18 protein-coding genes and 1 pseudogene are annotated in these 18,123 nt (G+C 52.3%); 8 read left to right on the top strand and 11 right to left on the bottom strand.

Annotated features, from left to right (window positions below; all coding sequences use genetic code 11):
- Positions 1–135: 135 nt before the first annotated feature.
- The 3 genes from MC50_RS13590 to MC50_RS13580 are packed head-to-tail and all read right to left on the bottom strand — an operon-like array spanning position 136 to position 1,698.
- Positions 136–702: a phage polarity suppression protein gene (locus MC50_RS13590; RefSeq protein ID WP_047664135.1), complete on the bottom strand. Its 567-nt coding sequence runs from the start codon at positions 700–702 to the stop codon at positions 136–138.
- 16 nt (positions 703–718) lie between these two features.
- Positions 719–964 (bottom strand): ogr/Delta-like zinc finger family protein, encoded by a 246-nt coding sequence (locus tag MC50_RS13585; protein WP_047664132.1) that lies wholly within the window; start codon positions 962–964, stop codon positions 719–721.
- Positions 961–1,698, bottom strand: a complete 738-nt coding sequence (locus tag MC50_RS13580; RefSeq protein ID WP_047664130.1) for a hypothetical protein — start codon at positions 1,696–1,698, stop codon at positions 961–963. Before MC50_RS13580 ends, MC50_RS13585 begins: the two co-directional genes overlap by 4 nt.
- Before the next feature lie 540 nt (positions 1,699–2,238).
- Here MC50_RS13580 and MC50_RS13575 point away from each other — a divergent pair.
- Genes MC50_RS13575 through MC50_RS13555 form a run of 5 tightly spaced genes read left to right on the top strand, consistent with a single transcriptional unit; the run spans position 2,239 to position 5,735 of the window.
- On the top strand, positions 2,239–2,505 hold the full coding sequence (locus MC50_RS13575; protein WP_047664129.1) for a helix-turn-helix transcriptional regulator: 267 nt from the start codon (positions 2,239–2,241) through the stop codon (positions 2,503–2,505).
- The gene (locus MC50_RS13570; protein ID WP_047664127.1) at positions 2,502–2,846 is read left to right on the top strand and encodes a host cell division inhibitor Icd-like protein; all 345 of its coding nucleotides are present in this window, start codon (positions 2,502–2,504) and stop codon (positions 2,844–2,846) included. The genes MC50_RS13575 and MC50_RS13570 overlap by 4 nt, the downstream gene beginning before the upstream one ends.
- Positions 2,843–3,070 carry a hypothetical protein gene (locus tag MC50_RS13565; RefSeq protein WP_032421909.1) on the top strand — a complete coding sequence of 76 codons (228 nt, stop codon included), beginning with the start codon at positions 2,843–2,845 and terminating at the stop codon, positions 3,068–3,070. Before MC50_RS13570 ends, MC50_RS13565 begins: the two co-directional genes overlap by 4 nt.
- The gene (locus tag MC50_RS13560) at positions 3,067–3,387 is read left to right on the top strand and encodes a DUF5375 domain-containing protein (RefSeq protein ID WP_047664124.1); all 321 of its coding nucleotides are present in this window, start codon (positions 3,067–3,069) and stop codon (positions 3,385–3,387) included. Before MC50_RS13565 ends, MC50_RS13560 begins: the two co-directional genes overlap by 4 nt.
- Positions 3,388–3,401: 14 nt before the next feature.
- On the top strand, positions 3,402–5,735 hold the full coding sequence (locus MC50_RS13555; RefSeq protein ID WP_047664121.1) for a primase-helicase zinc-binding domain-containing protein: 2,334 nt from the start codon (positions 3,402–3,404) through the stop codon (positions 5,733–5,735).
- A 208-nt stretch (positions 5,736–5,943) separates the two neighbouring features.
- Here MC50_RS13555 and MC50_RS13550 read toward each other — a convergent pair whose 3' ends face one another.
- The gene (locus MC50_RS13550; protein WP_047664118.1) at positions 5,944–7,404 is read right to left on the bottom strand and encodes an ATP-dependent nuclease; all 1,461 of its coding nucleotides are present in this window, start codon (positions 7,402–7,404) and stop codon (positions 5,944–5,946) included.
- A 665-nt stretch (positions 7,405–8,069) separates the two neighbouring features.
- On the opposite strand from MC50_RS13550, the pseudogene MC50_RS13545 reads away from it, so the two are divergent.
- Positions 8,070–8,231: pseudogene (locus MC50_RS13545) on the top strand (Arm DNA-binding domain-containing protein); the annotation flags it as partial.
- 319 nt (positions 8,232–8,550) lie between these two features.
- Here MC50_RS13545 and MC50_RS13535 read toward each other — a convergent pair.
- The 3 genes from MC50_RS13535 to MC50_RS13525 are packed head-to-tail and all read right to left on the bottom strand — an operon-like array spanning position 8,551 to position 11,420.
- Positions 8,551–9,453: an alpha/beta hydrolase gene (locus MC50_RS13535; RefSeq protein WP_032689345.1), complete on the bottom strand. Its 903-nt coding sequence runs from the start codon at positions 9,451–9,453 to the stop codon at positions 8,551–8,553.
- Positions 9,443–10,339, bottom strand: a complete 897-nt coding sequence (locus MC50_RS13530) for an alpha/beta fold hydrolase (RefSeq protein ID WP_047664116.1) — start codon at positions 10,337–10,339, stop codon at positions 9,443–9,445. Before MC50_RS13530 ends, MC50_RS13535 begins: the two co-directional genes overlap by 11 nt.
- Before the next feature lie 25 nt (positions 10,340–10,364).
- Entirely contained in the window at positions 10,365–11,420 is a 1,056-nt protein-coding gene (locus tag MC50_RS13525) for a sugar phosphate isomerase/epimerase family protein (RefSeq protein ID WP_047664114.1), read from the bottom strand.
- Positions 11,421–11,561: 141 nt separating this feature from the next.
- Between MC50_RS13525 and MC50_RS13520 the strand changes: the two genes are divergently transcribed.
- Positions 11,562–12,155: a TetR/AcrR family transcriptional regulator gene (locus MC50_RS13520; RefSeq protein WP_032689348.1), complete on the top strand. Its 594-nt coding sequence runs from the start codon at positions 11,562–11,564 to the stop codon at positions 12,153–12,155.
- 422 nt (positions 12,156–12,577) lie between these two features.
- On the top strand, positions 12,578–13,627 hold the full coding sequence (locus MC50_RS13515; protein ID WP_047664111.1) for a LacI family DNA-binding transcriptional regulator: 1,050 nt from the start codon (positions 12,578–12,580) through the stop codon (positions 13,625–13,627).
- A 60-nt stretch (positions 13,628–13,687) separates the two neighbouring features.
- Here MC50_RS13515 and MC50_RS13510 read toward each other — a convergent pair whose 3' ends face one another.
- The 4 genes from MC50_RS13510 to MC50_RS13495 all read right to left on the bottom strand — a co-directional run bounded on the left by MC50_RS13510 (position 13,688) and on the right by MC50_RS13495 (position 18,030).
- Positions 13,688–14,107, bottom strand: a complete 420-nt coding sequence (locus MC50_RS13510; protein WP_032689350.1) for an RbsD/FucU family protein — start codon at positions 14,105–14,107, stop codon at positions 13,688–13,690.
- Between the two features lie 45 nt (positions 14,108–14,152).
- On the bottom strand, positions 14,153–14,917 hold the full coding sequence (locus MC50_RS13505; RefSeq protein WP_032700740.1) for an SDR family NAD(P)-dependent oxidoreductase: 765 nt from the start codon (positions 14,915–14,917) through the stop codon (positions 14,153–14,155).
- Positions 14,918–15,124: 207 nt separating this feature from the next.
- Entirely contained in the window at positions 15,125–16,999 is a 1,875-nt protein-coding gene (locus MC50_RS13500; protein ID WP_032689352.1) for a TRAP transporter large permease, read from the bottom strand.
- 74 nt (positions 17,000–17,073) lie between these two features.
- Positions 17,074–18,030 carry a TRAP transporter substrate-binding protein gene (locus MC50_RS13495; protein ID WP_223306609.1) on the bottom strand — a complete coding sequence of 319 codons (957 nt, stop codon included), beginning with the start codon at positions 18,028–18,030 and terminating at the stop codon, positions 17,074–17,076.
- Between the last annotated feature and the right edge of the window lie 93 nt (positions 18,031–18,123).

The following is an 18,123-nucleotide window of genomic DNA, read 5'->3' as shown; positions in this document are numbered from 1 at the left end:
GTGGCCTCAGGCCGCGCCGTGACTGGCGCTGGTCGGGAGTACAGGCGCAGGAAAGCGCATGCAAAACCATGCACCCTTTGGATGCATGGCTTAATTCGGGAAAAATGGCGGGAATTATGGGGATTTTTTGACAGGTTACTGCTCGGCCAGTTCGGCGCGTCGACGGGTATAAATCATGCTCTGTGCTGGGGTGAATTTTTCACGATTATCATCTCGCGAAGGCGCGTCAGGCCTGTATCCGATGGCCGTTAAAATGTCTTTATCCTGTGTGGAATAATTAATTTCATTTCCTGCGGCCAGCCAGACCGATAGAGCTTCACGCAGGTATGCTAATGAACGGTCAAGCGCACGACTTTTTAACATTGCAGGCTGGTTCTTAATCCCCATCAGCTCGGGTGCCAGTGTGGCGGCCAGCTCTGCGCCGCTCTGCTGCATAAAATCGTGCAGCCGGTTACGGATGCTGATGCGCTGCACTTCCTCATGCGAGAAGATGTAGCGACCGGCGGCCTGATTAACCTCCCATTTTTTTACGTCAATCAGGTCACGCAGTGACTGTAATCTGCGGGAGCCTGATGCGTTGTCATCCAGCAATAATGCCTGATATTCCTGCACTGCGGCGGTCAGTTCGGCTTTACGGTTCAGCCATGCGGTCTTGTTCGTCTGACAGGTCTCAAACGCCTGCTGTAAGGTCAGGGTGGTCACGGGGTGTCTCTCCTGATTAATGGCGGAACGGTGAGCTGTAACAGCCTTTCACCTGACGTGGAGCTGCGGGTGCTGTCGGCACCGGTGCGGGTTTCTCATCGACGACCGGAGAACGTATCACTTCAAAGATGGACTCATGCGTTTTGAATGTCGCCGAGCATTGCACATTCTGGCACTGCAGGTAACTCTCTTTGACGCTGTCAGACATATAGCGGCTGGTGCGAACGTGGGCCGCCGTGCGGCAGAAAGGACAGCGCATCATGACAGTAACCCTCGTACTTTCAGGTCGGCTTCACGTTCCCGCATTTTTTCCTGCCAGACTTTTCGCTGGCCGGGCGTGGTCGCAACGTCATGCTCCATATGCGGCAGCGAAGAGGCTGACAGACCTGTTTTAAACAGCACAGGTTCATCAGTCAGACGGATATTGCAGCCCTTCACCGCCTGCTCAAGCCACGTTTTCACCTGCTGCATAATGGCATGCTCTGGCTTGACATAGCCCTGATGCCCGATGGTGTTGGCAAGCGGATTTTCTTTAACCAGTATGCTGAGTTTCATTGCCCTGACGAGCGCGCCGCAGCTTTCACGCAGGGCAGCTTCGAGTTCATGCTCGGCATACTGACTGAGGACGCCGTGATGTGCCTGACGGTATGCTTTGGCCGTGCGGTCACAGTCTCCTTTAAGGTTGTCCAGCTCGAAAGACAGCACCTCAGCCATGTTGTCACATTCCAGCGCCAGCTCTCGCCGTGCCACGCGAGCAATATGGCGTTGTTTCAGCTCGTCGGTAATGACTGCACCACCGGCACGAAAGGCGGCACGCCATGTACCGGAATCATTGCCGTTTTCCTGCTCCAGTTCATTTTTTTGCGTTTGCACCTGGCTGATGGCCGTCGTGGTTTCATCCATGCGTCGGGCATTGGCAAGATGTGCCTCTCTAGCCGTTTCGAGGCGTTCTATCGAGGTTTTAAGGTAGTCGGGAAAAACAGCGGTCTGAGTCATGTCGGGTCTCCTCTTCGTTTCAATCTGAGGAGATTCTGCCGCGCCAGACACAACAACACGATTCATTGCCGTTGTGGCAAAAATGGCACAAACAGACCTTAAAACCCGGCTGGCCAGAGAAAGGTCTCAGGAAAGCCTTACTCACTGTTTGTTTTTTTACTATTAACTATTCACTACTGTTCACTGAAAATAAAAAGATAAGTAATACAGCAAGATAAGTGGTGAACAGTTGAGGGTGTAACTGTTCACCGACTGTTCACTACTGTTCACTCATCTGTTTTTCACTGCTTAGACTTTTTAGCGATTAAAAATTAAATATCTATAAATAAAAGTAATCGTGGATAGGCCACCAGTTTGCCAACATTTGCCAAAGAAGGGCCAACGTTTGCCACTGTTTGCCACTCACTTGTTAACGATTTGTTGCGGTGGTATGCGGTGCAAAATGACTTGTTGCCCTGAGGGAAAATATTCACAAAATAGAGAGCTACCCGAAGCCGGACGGACACGACCGGCACTGTATGGACTTTGTGAGGTAGCCCGATGCACACTGCTTTTTCTTCCCCGTCTTCTGCTCCTGCCGCGCCTCTAATGCCGGCCTCTGACGCCGTTCATGAGCGTTTTATTCGTCTGCCCGAAGTGATGCATTTATGCGGCCTGTCTCGTTCGACTGTTTATGACCTCATCAGTAGGGAGGCATTCCCGAAACAAATCAGCCTCGGAGGAAAAAACGTGGCGTGGGCGCACTCTGAGATCACCGCATGGATGGCAGATCGCATTGCCGAGCGTAACCGGGGCTATGACGCATGATGATGACCGTTCAGCAAACAGCCCCTTTTTCTGGCTTGCTTCTTTTCGCCGTTTCCAGGTATAGTTTTCCCGCTGTCGCAAAATCGGCAGCCGGGCGTGAGAACTCCGGTGGTAGCGTTAACCGCTACTCAATGGAGGTTGCCCCTATGGCTACGACCCTCACCCCGTCACACCCGCAGTTTGTCTTTTTGTTTGCCGCCGTTCGTCGCGCCGACCGTAAACCCCGTATTTTTATGCTCCGCACTGTTGCCGGTGATGAGCACGCCGCACGCCTTTCCCTCGTTCGTGATTACGTCCTCTCGTTCGCTGGCCGTCTGCCGGTTGCGGAGGTGTGCGCATGAGACATACCACCATTACCGCCCGTGACCTCGAATGCCTTGAGCATATGCGAAACGTCGGCCAGCTCGTCGGTGATCTGATGCAGGAACAGGATTGCGCGACCGTTCGTCGTGACCCGGTGCAGCAGTTACAGCTCACCTCCGTGATTTATCTCATGACCGCCCAGCTCGACGGCGTGGTCGAGCGCTGCAATCAGCGCTGGCTGACCGGGGAGGGCAACGTATGAAACAGCCATTACCGCCCGTATTACGTACCGCACTGTATCGCCGCGCCGTGGCCTGTGCGTGGCTGACCCTGTGCGAACATCAGTGCCGTTACCCGCACCTCACCCTCGACGCACTGGAAAGCGCCATTGCCGCCGAACTGGAGGGCTTCTATCTGCGCCAGCACGGCGAGGAAAAAGGCCGTCAGATTGCCTGTGCATTACTGGAAGATTTAATGGAAGCCAGGCCACTGAAAGCCGCGCCGTCACTGTCCTTTCTCGGGCTCGCGGTGATGGATGAACTTTGCGCCCGTCACATCACATCGCCTGTACTGCACTGAGGGAGAAAATAACAATGAAAATGAACGTAACGGAAACCGTAAAACAGGCTTGCGGCCACTGGCCGCGTATCCTCCCGGCGCTGGGTGTGAAGGTGATTAAAAACCGGCATCAGGCCTGCTCTGTATGCGGCGGCTCTGACCGCTTCCGCTTCGATGACAAAGAGGGGCGCGGCACGTGGTTCTGTAACCAGTGCGGCGCGGGTGACGGGCTTAAACTGGTAGAGAAGGTATTCGACGTTTCTGCCTCAGAGGCCGCTCAAAAGGTGAATGCTGTCACCGGCAATCTGCCACCGGTTGCCCCCGAAGTGATTGCGGCCGCAGAAGCTGAAACCAGTGCCGACCGCAAGGCGGCGGCCACGCTGGCCGGGCAGCTTATGGATAAAACCCGCACAGCCACCGGCAACGCCTACCTCACCCACAAGGGCTTCCCCGGTCGGGAATGTCTGACGCTGACGACCACACACAAAACCGGCGGTGTGACGTTCCGCGCCGGTGATGTGGTGGTGCCGTTATATGACGATACCGGCGCACTGGTTAACCTTCAGCTTATCAATGCTGATGGTCTCAAACGCACCCTGAAAGGCGGAGCGGTAAAAGGGGCATGTCATATCATCGAAGGACAGAAACAGGCCGGAAAACGCCTGTGGATTGCGGAGGGCTATGCGACCGCGCTCACCGTGCATCACCTGACCGGGGAAACTGTCATGGTGGCGCTGTCCTCTGTGAACCTCCTTTCTCTGGCGAGCCTTGCCTGTCAGAAATATCCGGCCTGTCAGATTGTCCTCGCCGCCGACCGCGACCTTAACGGCGACGGTCAGATAAAAGCCTTAGCGGCCGCAGAAGCCTGTGAGGGTGCTGTTGCCCTGCCGTTGGTATTCGGTGACTGGAATGATGCGTTTATGCAACACGGCGAGGATGCCACGCGCAAGGCCATTTATGACGCCATCCGGCCACCGGCTGACAGCCCGTTCACGACCATGAGCGAGGCGGAATTTACCGCCATGAGTACCAGTGAAAAGGCGATGCGGATACATGAGCATTACGGCGAAGCGCTGGCCGTCGATGCCAACGGCCAGCTTCTTTCCCGTTATGAAGCGGGTATCTGGAAAATCATACCGCCGTCGGATTTTGCCCGCGACGTGGCTGGGCTGTTCCAGCGTCTCCGGGCCCCGTTCTCGTCCGGGAAAATCGGCTCAGTCGTCGACACTCTCAAACTGATTATTCCGCAGCAGAGCTCCCCGGCACGGCGGCTGATTGGTTTTTGTAATGGCGTGCTCGATACCGATTCGGGCATATTTAGCCCGCACAGCAAGTCGCACTGGCTGCGCACGCTCTGTGATGTCGATTTTACCCCGCCGGTAGAGGGCGAAACGCTGGAAACGCATGCGTCAAATTTCTGGCGCTGGCTCGACCGTGCAGCCGGTTATCGGGAGGAGAAGCGCGACATTATTCTCGCCGCGCTATTTATGGTGCTGGCGAACCGCTACGACTGGCAGCTCTTTCTCGAAGTGACCGGCCCCGGCGGCAGCGGGAAGAGTATTCTGGCCGAAATCGCGACCATGCTCGCCGGAGAAGATAACGCCACCTCAGCGACCATCGAAACACTGGAATCCCCACGCGAACGTGCGGCGCTGATTGGCTTCTCGCTTATTCGTTTGCCTGACCAGGAAAAATGGAGCGGTGACGGGGCCGGGCTTAAGGCCATCACTGGCGGCGATGCGGTGTCGGTCGACCCGAAATACAAGGATGCGTACTCGACGCATATTCCGGCGGTAATTCTGGCTGTGAACAATAACCCAATGCGTTTCACTGACCGCAGCGGCGGGGTATCACGTCGTCGGGTTATCCTGCACTTCCCGGAACAGATTGCTCCGGAAGAGCGCGACCCAAAGCTGAAGGACAAAATCGCCTGCGAGCTGGCCGTCATCGTGCGCCAGCTTATGCAGAAGTTCAGCGATCCGATGACCGCCCGTACGCTGCTCCAGTCGCAGCAGAACTCCGACGAGGCGCTAAGCATTAAAAGGGATGCTGACCCTACCTTTGATTTTTGTGGCTATCTGGAGGCACTGCCGGAGCCAGACGGGATGTACATGGGAAATGCCAATATTATTCCGCGTCAGCCGCGCCTCTACCTGTATCACGCCTATCTGATTTACATGGAGGCGCACGGCTACAAGAACACGCTAAGCCTGACCATGTTCGGTAAGGGGCTGCCGACCATGCTCAAGGAGTACGGGCTGAACTATGACAAGCGTCGAACGAATCAGGGGATGCAGACCAATCTGGCACTACGGGAAGAAAGCAACGCTGACTGGCTACCAAAGTGTGATGAGCCCGCAATTAAATAAAAATACAGACCAGTGGAATCGGTCTTTTATTATGTATTAAGGATGTTTTCATCCGTGAAAGCAAGTATTACTACGCTGTAAGGTAGTCAATGTATTTAATTTGGGTTTAAATTTCAACCTCTGGTGAATGGGGGGAAGGGCTGTGAAATAGCCTCGATATAAGTCGAGGCTATAGCTTGGATTAATGATTTAGAACATGGTTATCTGTTTAAATGAGATTGACCATCTCATCGATGGATTGTTTTAATTCTGCTTCGGTATATCGGTTAGATTGCATTGTTACATTTTCAGGGTGATGTATATGATTTCGAATGAATGACTGTAGTGTTGCAGGTCGTGGTTGAAGAGGAATACCATTTTTTTCTTGTGTCCATTGCTTGTTGGATAACACGCCTTTAGAGTTAAGCCACTGGTCAACAGCGGCAATGTTAGTCAGGCTATTTTTCTCTTGTAAATATCCATAGAGTTCATTATGCAAATCAACCGTAGCTAAGTTATATGCTCTATAGCTAATTTCGCCCCATGATGGGCTCCATGGAAACATCGGTGACGTAGTTGCTTTCGATATAATGTTTCTATTGTTGTTTTTTTGGAAAATGAAAAGCCCAGTGTTTTTAAGTTTTGAAGATGAAAGCATAAATGGAGAGTGTGTAGTGACAAAAACTTGCTTTGATTTTGATATGGACATTAATGCATCCAGTAATTTTTTTTGACCCGTAGGATGAAGACAGATCTCAGGCTCATCTATGAAAAGATAAAATGGTTTTGAAACTGGAGCATTTGTGACGTTAGATGTTAAGTCAGCATAAACTTGAAGCAAAGATAGGGCCACAGCTCTTTGCATACCGTGCCCTTTTTCACTCATTGGAACAGAAACGCCATCATCAATAACAATATTTGCTGTTTTGAAGAAATTCTCTATTTGCAACTCCTCAAATGAGAATGAAATATTAGCAGGTCCAAATTGAGTGGAGAAGATGCTTTGAATCTTAGTTTCTATTTGAGCTATTTTATTCCTCAGTTGTGATGAGGGGTTGTTAAATAAATTATGATAGCTATTTTGGAAGTTTTTATATTCTGGGGTGGTTGTGTGCCCAATAGCTATTTCTTTTAGAAGTGAACCGCAAATCGTAGATGCCCCAAATTTAGATTCATCGCTGGGATTCGTGTCAGCCCATATGAAATTATTATCGTAAAATTTTTTAAATGGAGCGTCTATTCCTGCGGGATTTGAAAAGCTTTGGCTGTTGTCATCCCAGAAATTAATTTTTTTTATGTCCTCTGGGCTGTTTTCATCCCATGAACGTTTAACTTTGAAATTCTCTTGCCCACCATTTATGTATACACCACTCAAAAATGAGCGAACTTTGTTCGGTTGTACATGTGCATTAATTGAAGCGCTGATGTTACCTGTGAAAGTTACTTCAATAGAGAAATCACTCAGAACTACCGCAGGATTAGATTTGTTTATTAGTGATGCTGGATCTTTTTTTGTACTGTCCTTTATAAAGTCGAGAGTTTCAAAAATTGTAGATTTCCCTGAATTATTCTCCCCGACAAAAATATTAAGTCCACTTCCTTCTGTGATCCCATCTGGAGTGTTGAATGATATATTGTGTGTGCCTTGATAGCCTTTAAAGTTTTCAATGGCTAAAGATTTTATAAACATAGCTAATCCTTACTCTAATTTATATTAGAAAGTAAGTTCCCGGCAAGTATCTCAATAAAGCCAAATATAACTAAGGAACTTCTTCCTTCGTTTCATGGATGTTTCGATCTTCATATATCTGTTTTTTACTATAGCGAATCTAGCTTTGATCGTACTGAATAATCGTGTCAACTAGATGATAAAAATATTGCGTGTTATGAGCTCAGTTTTTGTGATGACTGGGTGAAAAATGAGCTGTTATTATCCCCCCAGGAGACTGATGCTTGCCTCTCTATCCATCATTTCTATGAAGTTGTAACGGGAACAGTGAACAGTAAAGTGTTCACTGTTCACCAACCGTTCACTGCATATCATCATGAAAATTAATGAAAAAATATGAAAGTGAACAGTGTGAACAGTTTTTCTATAAAAAAGTATTTTTCTATCTTTGTGATGTTTGAAAAACGAACGCCTTCACAGATGTGTATAGTGATGTGTATAGATTTATTTCTCGACATTTAATTTACATTTAAAATCAACAAGTTGATGTGCTTTATTCATTCCTATTATCGCCATCTCAACTTCCCAAAACGTCCGTATTCATCCATAAATACCATGATTTATAAAGATTTTACTAATTTTTAGTCCGTCATTGTCCGCAACCATCCAGTAGAATCCGATACGGAATGTGTATATGTGTTTTTAACGATATGCAGATTCGCCGCACGAAGCCTGAGGCTAAAGCCTGTACACCTGAAGATGGCCGGGGATTATCTTTGCTTATAGAACCGAATGGCAGCAAGAGCCGGCGGTTTCGTGATCATTACGCGGGTAAGTCCGCAATGCTGTTGAAAAGATAAACAAATGTCGGCACGAGATGCCTCCGCCAGTATGCAGGCATTTTACGGGCTATTTTCCCGTAAGCAGGCACAGCCAGTCGGTTGGATTAAACCGTCAGAGCGGCTCAACATGCTACGTACAATTGCAGCATGTCGCAGCGGATAAATGCCGGTCCATTTGCAAACATTGTGGGGTTGAACCGGCACTGATTACCGCTAATGCGGGCTGAAAATCGGCAGGGCAAAAATGCCTGAGAGGGGGATTATCAGCGGCTGTAAACCACCCGCCGCGCCATTGCAATGTGCTTTTTTGGCTGCACGTCTTCCGCTAACCGCGGGCGAGCTCGAATAGCTGGCCTGCCGCCGGAGTCAGACCTGACATATGGATACAGGCATGGACCATGCCCTGCAATCGCTCGCTGCGCACCTTAACGCCAGCTTTCTGCAGCCGTTGCCCATACTCTTCAGCCTCATCGCGTAACGGATCATATTCACAGCTCAAAATGGTAGCCGGAGGTAAGCCGCTAAGTGAAGCGGCATGCAGCGGTTCGGCGTAGGGATGACGACGCAGGCCAAGATAGTTGTCCCAGCAAAACGCCATCGCATCGTGGGTTAAAAAGTAGCCTTCGGCAAACTCTCGGTAGCTCTCCGTCGCCATATCGCGACTTAACGCAGGATATAACAACAGCTGATGCTCGATATGAGGGCCACCGCGGTCCCGAGCCAACAATGCCGTCGCCGCAGCCATATTTCCTCCAGCGCTATCGCCGCCCACCGCTAACCGACTGGCATCAATCCCCAGACGACGCGCCTGCTCATTAACCCAGCATAGCGCCTGATAGACATCTTCCAGGGGGCGAGGAAACGGATATTCTGGCGCCAGTCGGTAATCAACCGACAGTATTATCCGGCCTGTCGCGTTGGCCAATGCCTGGCAAGGTTGATCGTACAGCGCCAGAGATCCCAGGCACCAACCGCCGCCGTGGGCGAAGAGCATTGCTGGCTGTGCGCTCCCGTTATTTGCCGCTACGGGTTTATAGGCGCGAAGCGTAATGCGATGGCCGTCATCAGCGACAACGACATAATCCTTAATACCTCCGCTCATTTCCCCTTTTCCCTGCAGCTGGCGCAAACCCGTTTCTGTCGTCGCTCTCATATCGGTCAGCGATACGGGCGCTGGTGTTCCCGCCAAAGAGGTCAAAAAGTTGGCAATATGCTCATCAAGCGGCATAACGAGTCCCCTCAGACAGAAATGGCACGATCAGCGCGATAAAAACCTCATGGCTCTCTTCGGTAATAAAATGTCCGCAGTCGGCCACCGTCTCGCCGCGCAAGTCATGCGCATTGCCTTGTAGAGTGGCCAGCGGCGCATCGCCCGTCGCGTGCTCAGCACCTATTGTCAGTACCGGCATAGTTAATGGCGTTTGCGCGCGTAATTGGTTCTGTCGAATGGTTTCCGGAATCGCCCGATAGTACTCAAAACCTGCTCGTAATCCACCCGGAGTCGAATAAGCGGCAATGTAAACCTCTGCGGCAACCCGATCGCGGCGATGAGACCAGCGGTTGAAAATATAGTTGAGATACTGTGATTCACGCCCGTGGGTCAAGGTTTCAGGTAAATCAACCAACTGATTGAACATGAAGTGCCAAAGAAAAATGTTCTCCTCCGGCGTGACAAAAATCGGCGGTGGCGGAGCAAGACCGGGGATCACCGCTTCTGTCAGCACCAGGCGTTCGACTGCTTGCGGAAAATCGCTCGCCATAGCGTAGCCAATCCACATCCCGACATCGTGACCCACCAGACGGTAACGTGAATGCCCCAGTTGCGTCATCATCGTATGCAGCATCACGGCAATACTCCCGGTGTCGTAACCGTCTCGCGGTTTGTCCGAATCGCCGATGCCGGGCGGGTCTACGGCTATCGCCTGAAAACCAGCCGCGGCCAGCGCGCGCATAACATGGCGCCAGGTATACCAGGTCTGTGGCCATCCGGGGATCAGCAGGACTGGCTGCCCTTTCCCTGCGACAACGCAATGAATGCGTTGTCCGTTTACCTTCGTATAGACGTGTTCCATCCCGGGATCCTGTTCGAGGATCTCGTCATATAGCGGTTTCATGGGGGGTTCCTTGTGATATTACGGCTTAGCGAATGCCGAGTAATGTATTGATCTGATGAGGATTAACCTGTGCCCCGGCGAAATCGTCGAACACTTTATCAGTGACGTTAATGAGGTGGTCGCGGATGAACGCAGCGCCTTCCCGGGCGCCGTCCTGCGGGTGTTTCAGGCAACATTCCCACTCCAGGGTAGCCCAGCCGGAATAGTCATATTGTGCCAGCTTCGAGAAGATGCCTTTAAAATCAACCTGACCATCACCCAACGAGCGAAAACGGCCTGCACGGTCTATCCACGATTGGTATCCACCATAGATACCCTGGCGACCGTCTGGATTAAACTCAGCATCCTTAGCGTGAAACATGCCAATAAAATCTTTATAAATATCAATAAACTCCAGATAATTAAGCTGCTGAAGCACCATGTGACTGGGATCGAAAAGTACCTGGCAGCGAGGATGTTTCCCTACCCGCTGATGAAACATTTCGAACGTCACGCCATCATGCAGATCTTCGCACGGGTGGATTTCATAACACAGGTTAATGCCCTGTTCATCGCAGGCATTGAGTACCGGCAGCCAGCGTCTGGCCAACTCGTCAAAAGCCGCTTCGATTAACCCAGCCGGACGCTGCGGAAACGGAAACAGATAGGGCCAGGCCAGTGAGCCGGAGAACGTACCCAGCTCGCTGAGACCAAGCCGTGCGGAGGCTTTGACGGCCAACAGCAGCTGTTGCCGCGCCCATTCACCGCGCGCTTGCGAATCACCATGCACATCCGACGGCGCAAAACTGTCGCACATGGCGTCGTAAGCCGGATGCACCGCCATGAGTTGACCGAAAATATGGCTGGTCAGTTCACTGACAACCAGGCCGTGTTCCGCCAGCATTCCGGTGAGGTCATCACAGTAGGCCTGGCTCTCCGCCGCGGTGGCGACATCAAACAGACGCCGATCCCATGCCGGAATTTGCAATGCTTTGAAGCCGGTTTCCGACGCCCATCGGGCAATCGCAGGCAAGCTGTTGAACGGGGCTATCCCATCACTGAATTGGGCGAGATGCAGGCTTGGGCCTTTGATGGTTTTCATCGTAAACTCCTATTGTTTGTCGATTGGCAAACAATAGGAGTAAAATCGGAGAACCACAAGAATAATTTATAAATTCTTTGGTAATAGCGCAGGTTTAAGCGATCCTGTGTGACTGAAAGGCAGGCAAAATGGAGCAGCATAATGGCAGGTAGACCGCGCGAATTTGATCGCGAACATGCACTTTTGAAGGCGCGCAATCTCTTCTGGCGACAGGGCTATGAAGGTACGTCAATGTCGGATTTAGTGGCAGAACTTGGCATCGCTTCCGCGCGCATTTACAAAGCGTTCGGTTCAAAAGAACAGTTGTTCCGACAAGCCATAGTCCATTATGAAAGCCAGGAAGGCGGGTTTGCAGATCGGGCCTTCGCCGCTGAGAATAACGTGCAGGAGGCGATCAAAAAGATGCTAGTGGACGCCGTGCACCTGTACAGCCAGGCGGAATTGCCGCGAGGATGTATGGTCGTCGCTTCTGCCGCGAGTGTCAGCGCGGAAAATGATCAGATCAAAACCTGGCTGGCCCAGCATCGCCTGCAACGCACGCAACAGATCATCGACCGCCTAAGGCAGGCGGTGTATAACGGCGAGTTGCCGGATACGACCGATGCCGACAGCCTGGGAGACTATTTCGCCGTCTTTTTACATGGTCTTTCCGTTCAGGCGCGAGATGGCATCACAGAAGCGCGATTGTTAGCGGCAGTTAACGTCGCGCTTAACGCGCTGCCGTGTACAGCGTAATGCATTGTAGCCAGCAATGAGTCTTTTAATATCAAAGGGTCATAACACCCACAGTGTTTACCATCGCTGGTAAGGATGCCTCACGATGGTCACGAGACTCTCCCGCTCTCGTTTGTCTCCTTTCGCGACACCTCACTGCCTGCGTTGATAGCCATCCCGGCGGGAAAAATACCCTACCGTGGGTCGAACCGGGTTAAAGAAAGGGCCTGCGGTTTCCCGTAGGCCCTGGACCGCTGTCGCGTGGCTTACATCACTTGCCGCTCGCAAGCGCATTGACAGCACCAACTGTAACGTTACACTAAACCGTTATTGTTGATGTTCCTCATCAGAAAGCGATGCAGGATCAGGCTTGTCGACCCCGTATAAAACGGCGCGGAGAATCGTTCTCCTCCGCGCCTCGCCCACCGCTGCAAAGGAGATGTATGGCAAACATTCGCGATGTCGCAAAGCATGCTGGCGTGTCCGTCAGCACCGTATCCAACGTGCTCAATGGCCGTACAGACCAGATGCGCGAAGAGACGCTGGCGCGTATCCAGCAAAGCATGCAAACGCTCAATTACTTCCCTAACCGCGTCGCCCAGCAGTTGAAAACAGGCCAGGCCAAAATGATCGGCCTGCTGGTTCCGTCCATCGTCAACCCCAGCTTCGCCTCGCTGGTCCGTGAAGTGGATCTGGCGGCAAAAAAGCGCTTCTATCGTGTGCTGATCGGCAACACCTACCGTCAGATTGAAGAAGAAGAAGCCTTTCTGGAAGATATGTTCGCCCACGGCGTGCGCGGCATTATTGTCGCCGCCGGTGATATTGAAAAAACGCATTTTGTGCGCGCCGCCTCTCAGGGCATGATTATGGTCAACTACGACAGTCGTATGCCGGCCAGCGCCGGTTCCGGCGGCCTGGCGCTCGACAGCGTATCCATGGATAACGTCGAAGCCGGGCGTTTAGCCACAGAGCATCTGATTGAGCGTGGGTGTCGGCATCTGACGTTCGCCACCGTCGCCGGTATGATCCCGAGTCGCGCCCATAAAATCGAAGGCTTTCTCAGCGCGGTGCAGCGTCATGGGCTATTTCGTGAAGGCATGATTGTCGAGGAGAAAACGCAGGTGGCGTACGGTGATGCGGAAATGACCGAACTGGGCCGTTCGCTGGCGCAAAAAATCTGCCGCCAGTCGCGCCGTCCTGATGGTATTGTGGCAATTAATGACGCGCTCGGCATTGGGCTGATGGCCGGCCTGCACGAAGCCGGGATTAGCGTGCCGGGAGAGATCTCCATCATCGGCATCGACAACATCCCGCTATCCGGCCTGGTTTACCCCAGATTGAGTTCCGTGATGCCTCCGCTGAGTGAGATGGCGGAGGTCATGGTACAACGCCTGATTGAACGGACGGACAACCCGTCTCTCCCGCCGCAGGAATTTCTGTTTACCCCTTCCCTGGTGTGCCGTCAGTCGGTACGCGATGCGCCCGAGGTCTGACTCTCGCGCCGCTGTTTTTGTGCCTGTGACGGGAGAAAAACACGTTCTCCTTCTCCCACGTCACAGTAGCGTCGGGCCGACGGTGAGCAGAATATTGGCAAAGCGGCGGGTTTCGCCGGAGGCGACAACCAACAGGGTATCCGACGATTTCGCCTGCGCGTAAAAGTCCTCCCGGGCCACATATTCCACTCCGGTCGACTCAGCAAGCAGACTGCGATATTCACGCGCAATCGTATTATCAAAATCATCCGGGCAGGACATCAGCAACGCTTTTTCAATATTGATGTAGCCGAGCATTTTTTGCAGGATGACCACGCTGCTAATTAAACCCGGGGAAAAATTCAGATAAATAATCCGCGCCCGCGGCGACGAGTTGGTTAAAAATGAATAATTAGCATCAGCGATAAGAATATTGGCTTTATGGCCACACTGGGCCAACGCCTGGAGTAAGTCCGGATGAATAATTTCTGATTTGATCATGACGACGCTCTCTGAATATGGGCGGGATATACCCCGCCCTGAGATTTATGCCCGATAAATACCGCCGTTAATATCCAGAGTCGCCCCGGAGATAAAGCCATCGTATTCCGAGGCCAGGAAGCAGATCGCGCGCGCGATATCTTCAGGCGTACCGGCTCTTCCCAGCGGAATATCTTCGATAGTCCGATCGGCCGAGGCCTGAGTGGTATGCTGGTTATGAAAACGAGTCCCCAGAATCAGCCCTGGCGCCACGGCATTCACCCGAATACCAAACTCACCAAGCTCTGCGGCAAGGGAGCGGGTCCACGTCAGCACCGCGCCTTTAGCCATCGAATAGACCAGCGATCCGGAGTGCCCGCCGGAGCGTCCGGCTAACGAGGCGAGATTCACGATACTCGCGCCGTCAGTCGCCTCTTTTAACCACGGCAGCGCCGACTGAGTCACATTGAGCATGGTCGTCATATTGACATCAATGACGGTACGCCAGAACTGCGGGTCAATTTCACCGAGCCATTTTCGGGCAATAATTCCCCCAACGTTATTCACCAGAATATCGATCCCGCCTAAGAACGCCGCCGCCTCGGCAACGCAGCGTGCCGCATCCGCCTCGCTGGTCAAATCCGCATAGCCGCAGGCGGCCTTGCCTCCCCGCTGTTGGGCAATAGCGATTAATTCTCTGGGGCCTTCTTCACCGCTGAAATAGTGAATATAGATATCACATCCGGCCTCAATCAGTTTTCTCGCGGTCTCTTTACCAATACCTTGCTCAGCGCCAGTAATAAATACTTTCTTTCCCGTTAATGACCCCATTGCATACTCCTTTCTTCAGAATAAATCCGCCATCAGCGCATAATATTTATCAGCGAGAGATTCAGGACGTTGTTATCCCCACCTGCAGGCGTGTTAAATATCAGAACCTTAGCGATACATGTTGACCTTGCGCCCTGTCGATATTGACAGGACGCCTCTTTTAACCGTCTTTAAATAACAAAATGCGGTTTACTACTGGATTCACAATTAATAACCAGCGAGCCCCGGCAACCATGTTGTTAATGGTGGGACCATGGCCACGATAATAATACCGACGAAGACCACCGCCAGATATTTTGCCATTGGCCGAATAACGTGTTTCATCTCCACGCCGCAAATGGCGCAAGTGGTATAAAGGCCAAGTCCGATAGGCGGTGAAAAGAGACCAAAGCCCATTGCCATAATCATAATGATGCCGAAATGCAGCGGGCTGAAGCCCAGCTGAACGGCGATCGGCACCAGTATCGGCGCAAAGATAATCAGCGCCGGAGCACCTTCCAGTACGGCGCCAAAAATAACCAGAATAACGATGGTTAATAGCAGAAACAGCCAGGCTCCCTGCTCGACCCCAATGCTGACCAGTAATTCCGCTATTTGCTGCGGGATCATCTGTATCGTGAGCGCATAAGAAAGGCTGGTGGCGCAGGCGACGATAAACAACAGCACTCCGGACATGGCGGCGATATCGATAAACATTTTTACCGTTGCTTTGAACGTCAGTTCACGAAATGCAAGGCGACCGACGACGATGGCGTAAATCACGGCAAAAGCGGAGATTTCTGTCGAGGTGGCGATCCCCATCATGACGCCGCGGCCGATCATAAAAATCATCACCAGCCCAACGGCGGCGCCAAGGTAGAGCTGCGTGCGCGGCCGTAATACCGGATACGCTTCGCTAACGTTGATTTTGCCGCCAAACCGGTTGGCGGCAATCATCAGCAGTACCAGCAGGCAGACGGCGGGCACCAGACCAGCAATAAACAGCGCGCCAATCGAGATGTTCGCGACAAAGCCCATAACAATCAGATTCACGCAAGGTGGGATTGTTTCGGCCATCACGGCCGAGGCAGCGAACACCCCGGCGGCCTCTTCGCCATCCTGTTTAGCCCGACGCACCGCCGGCATCAGCACGCCGCCAACCGCCGCAACATCTGCCAGCTTGGAGCCGGAGATCCCGGAAAAGAAGGCCATCGACAGTACGGTGGTCATGTTGAGGCCGCCGCGAAAGCGCCCCATGCCACGCACGATAAGTTCAACGAGCCGCGTTGACATCCCGTTGATCTCCATCGCGGCACCGGCCAGCAGGAAGAACGGAATGGCCAACAGCACGAAGTGATCTACCCCCGCCGCAACCTGCTGGGAGAAAAAGACAAACGGTAATGACGGATCGCAGATAAAGAACACCATCGCCGACAGACCAAGGGTAAACGCAATCGGCACGCCGGCGAGAATACCGAGCACAAAGCAGATCAGCATCAGCCCGGCTGCAGCGCTGGCGGGATCGGCCATCAGCGAGAGTTTCATATAGCCAATGGCGGCCAGAACCACAATGCCAAGGCCGCTAAACAGCACAACCCGAATGCGCTCCCGCAAGGCAAGCTCCAGCGCCGCCACCATCATAACCAGCGAACCAATCAGCACCGGAATGACGTAGATTGTCTGCGGCAAACCGGTCTCCGTGGTTTGCAATCGCGCGGCCTGCACCAGGTCGTAGCTGGAAACGACAAGCCCAACCGAGACCAGAAACAGGATCCAGCGGCTGGCATGAACGACATAGGGCCGAACCTGTTCAGGCAGGAAACGCAGGAACAGATCGACGCCAATATGGCCTCCTTTCGCCGTCGAGGTGGCCACGCCGAAAAACACCAGCGCAATCATCAGCGCGCGGGCCACCTCTTCGGCCCAATGAATGGGCGAGTGCAGCGCATAGCGCCAGATAACGGATGCGAACACCACCAGCACGTTGATAAACAGCACCAGCGCTCCGGCCCAGGCGGTTAAGGTGGTTAAAAACCGGCTCAGCTTGCCCAATAGCGCAAGGACGAAGCACTCATCCTTTGCTTTAATAGAGATATCAGCCATGTTGAATCTTCTCCACAAGATTGCCAATCTCACCGCTTAACCCCGCCGTGACACGGCCGGGTAAGCGGCGCCGATCATGACGGGTCTTTTGCCGCCGCGGTAATTTCATCAACGATGGGCTTCATATCCGGATACTGCTTGAGGAACGACTGCCACACGGGCTGCACCTGCTGATAGAAGAACTGGCGATCGGTTTCGCGGAACGTCACCCCTTTTGCTTCAAGGTTCTTTATTGCTTCCTGTTCTTTTTTACCCGCTTGCATGCGTTCATAGTCCGTCGCCTCTTTCGCCGCCGCCAGCACGTCCGCGCGCAGTTCCGGCGGGATTTGTTCGAAACTCTTTTTATTCATCGCAATCATCAGCGGGTTGTAGCTGTGGCGAGTCAGGGTGCCGTTTTTGATGATTTCATAATATTTGCTCGCATAAATCGTCGGGGCATCGTGCTCTACGCCGTCAATAACGCCCATTTGCAGGCTGGAATAGACTTCACCGCCCGGCATAGGGATCGCCACTGCTCCCATATGGTTTAACGTGGCGATAAAATTAGGCACCGGTAGCACGCGAATTTTCAGGTTTTTTAAATCCTCCGGCTTTTCAATCACCTTTTTGGTATAAATATTGCGCGCACCTAAGTTAAAGCCGTAGCCGAGCACCATCACGTTGGCTTTATCCATCATTAAGGCGGAGAGTTTTTCCCCGGCGCTGCCATCCAGCGCTTTCCCTACCTGACTGTAATCTTTAAATAAATAACCCAGATCCAGGACACCCATTTCAGGTACCAGCGTGGCCCAAATGGATGTACCGGAAATCATCATATTAATTGCGCCAATGCGAACCTGCTGCGTCGCATCGGCCTCTTTCCCCAACATGCCGTTGGCAAAATAGTTGAGCTTAATTTGCCCTTTCAATTTCGCATTGTTGTTAATGTTTTCCTGAAAACGGCTGAACCAGATGTAGTGCGCCGAGGAGTCGTCCGCGGGGAGAGAAGAATAAACGCGGAAGTTGAGTGCCGCATGGGCTAAGGTGCTCACCGCACTTCCCGCTATCAGGGCCGAGCTCAAACAAGCAAAAGCTAAAATACGTCTGGCCGAACAAAACTGTGTCATTTTCATCATCGTTATCCT

The organism is Klebsiella planticola (assembly GCF_000783935.2).
GTDB lineage: Bacteria > Pseudomonadota > Gammaproteobacteria > Enterobacterales > Enterobacteriaceae > Klebsiella > Klebsiella planticola.
The sequence above is the reverse complement of the archived record's forward strand: the minus strand, read 5'-3'. Positions and strand labels throughout refer to the sequence as shown.

Bases quoted from the DNA above. Each gene is read 5' to 3' on its own strand.
- MC50_RS13535 (WP_032689345.1), bottom strand. From the start codon at position 9,453: ATGCCGCTTGATGAGCATATTGCCAACTTTTTGACCTCTTTGGCGGGA.
- MC50_RS13510 (WP_032689350.1), bottom strand. From the start codon at position 14,107: ATGATCAAATCAGAAATTATTCATCCGGACTTACTCCAGGCGTTGGCC.
- MC50_RS13570 (WP_047664127.1), top strand. From the start codon at position 2,502: ATGATGATGACCGTTCAGCAAACAGCCCCTTTTTCTGGCTTGCTTCTT.
- MC50_RS13550 (WP_047664118.1), bottom strand. From the start codon at position 7,404: ATGTTTATAAAATCTTTAGCCATTGAAAACTTTAAAGGCTATCAAGGC.
- MC50_RS13525 (WP_047664114.1), bottom strand. From the start codon at position 11,420: ATGAAAACCATCAAAGGCCCAAGCCTGCATCTCGCCCAATTCAGTGAT.
- MC50_RS13555 (WP_047664121.1), top strand. From the start codon at position 3,402: ATGAAAATGAACGTAACGGAAACCGTAAAACAGGCTTGCGGCCACTGG.
- MC50_RS13565 (WP_032421909.1), top strand. From the start codon at position 2,843: ATGAGACATACCACCATTACCGCCCGTGACCTCGAATGCCTTGAGCAT.
- MC50_RS13500 (WP_032689352.1), bottom strand. From the start codon at position 16,999: ATGGCTGATATCTCTATTAAAGCAAAGGATGAGTGCTTCGTCCTTGCG.
- MC50_RS13580 (WP_047664130.1), bottom strand. From the start codon at position 1,698: ATGACTCAGACCGCTGTTTTTCCCGACTACCTTAAAACCTCGATAGAA.
- MC50_RS13515 (WP_047664111.1), top strand. From the start codon at position 12,578: ATGGCAAACATTCGCGATGTCGCAAAGCATGCTGGCGTGTCCGTCAGC.
- MC50_RS13575 (WP_047664129.1), top strand. From the start codon at position 2,239: ATGCACACTGCTTTTTCTTCCCCGTCTTCTGCTCCTGCCGCGCCTCTA.
- MC50_RS13530 (WP_047664116.1), bottom strand. From the start codon at position 10,339: ATGAAACCGCTATATGACGAGATCCTCGAACAGGATCCCGGGATGGAA.
- MC50_RS13560 (WP_047664124.1), top strand. From the start codon at position 3,067: ATGAAACAGCCATTACCGCCCGTATTACGTACCGCACTGTATCGCCGC.
- MC50_RS13505 (WP_032700740.1), bottom strand. From the start codon at position 14,917: ATGGGGTCATTAACGGGAAAGAAAGTATTTATTACTGGCGCTGAGCAA.
- MC50_RS13520 (WP_032689348.1), top strand. From the start codon at position 11,562: ATGGCAGGTAGACCGCGCGAATTTGATCGCGAACATGCACTTTTGAAG.
- MC50_RS13585 (WP_047664132.1), bottom strand. From the start codon at position 964: ATGATGCGCTGTCCTTTCTGCCGCACGGCGGCCCACGTTCGCACCAGC.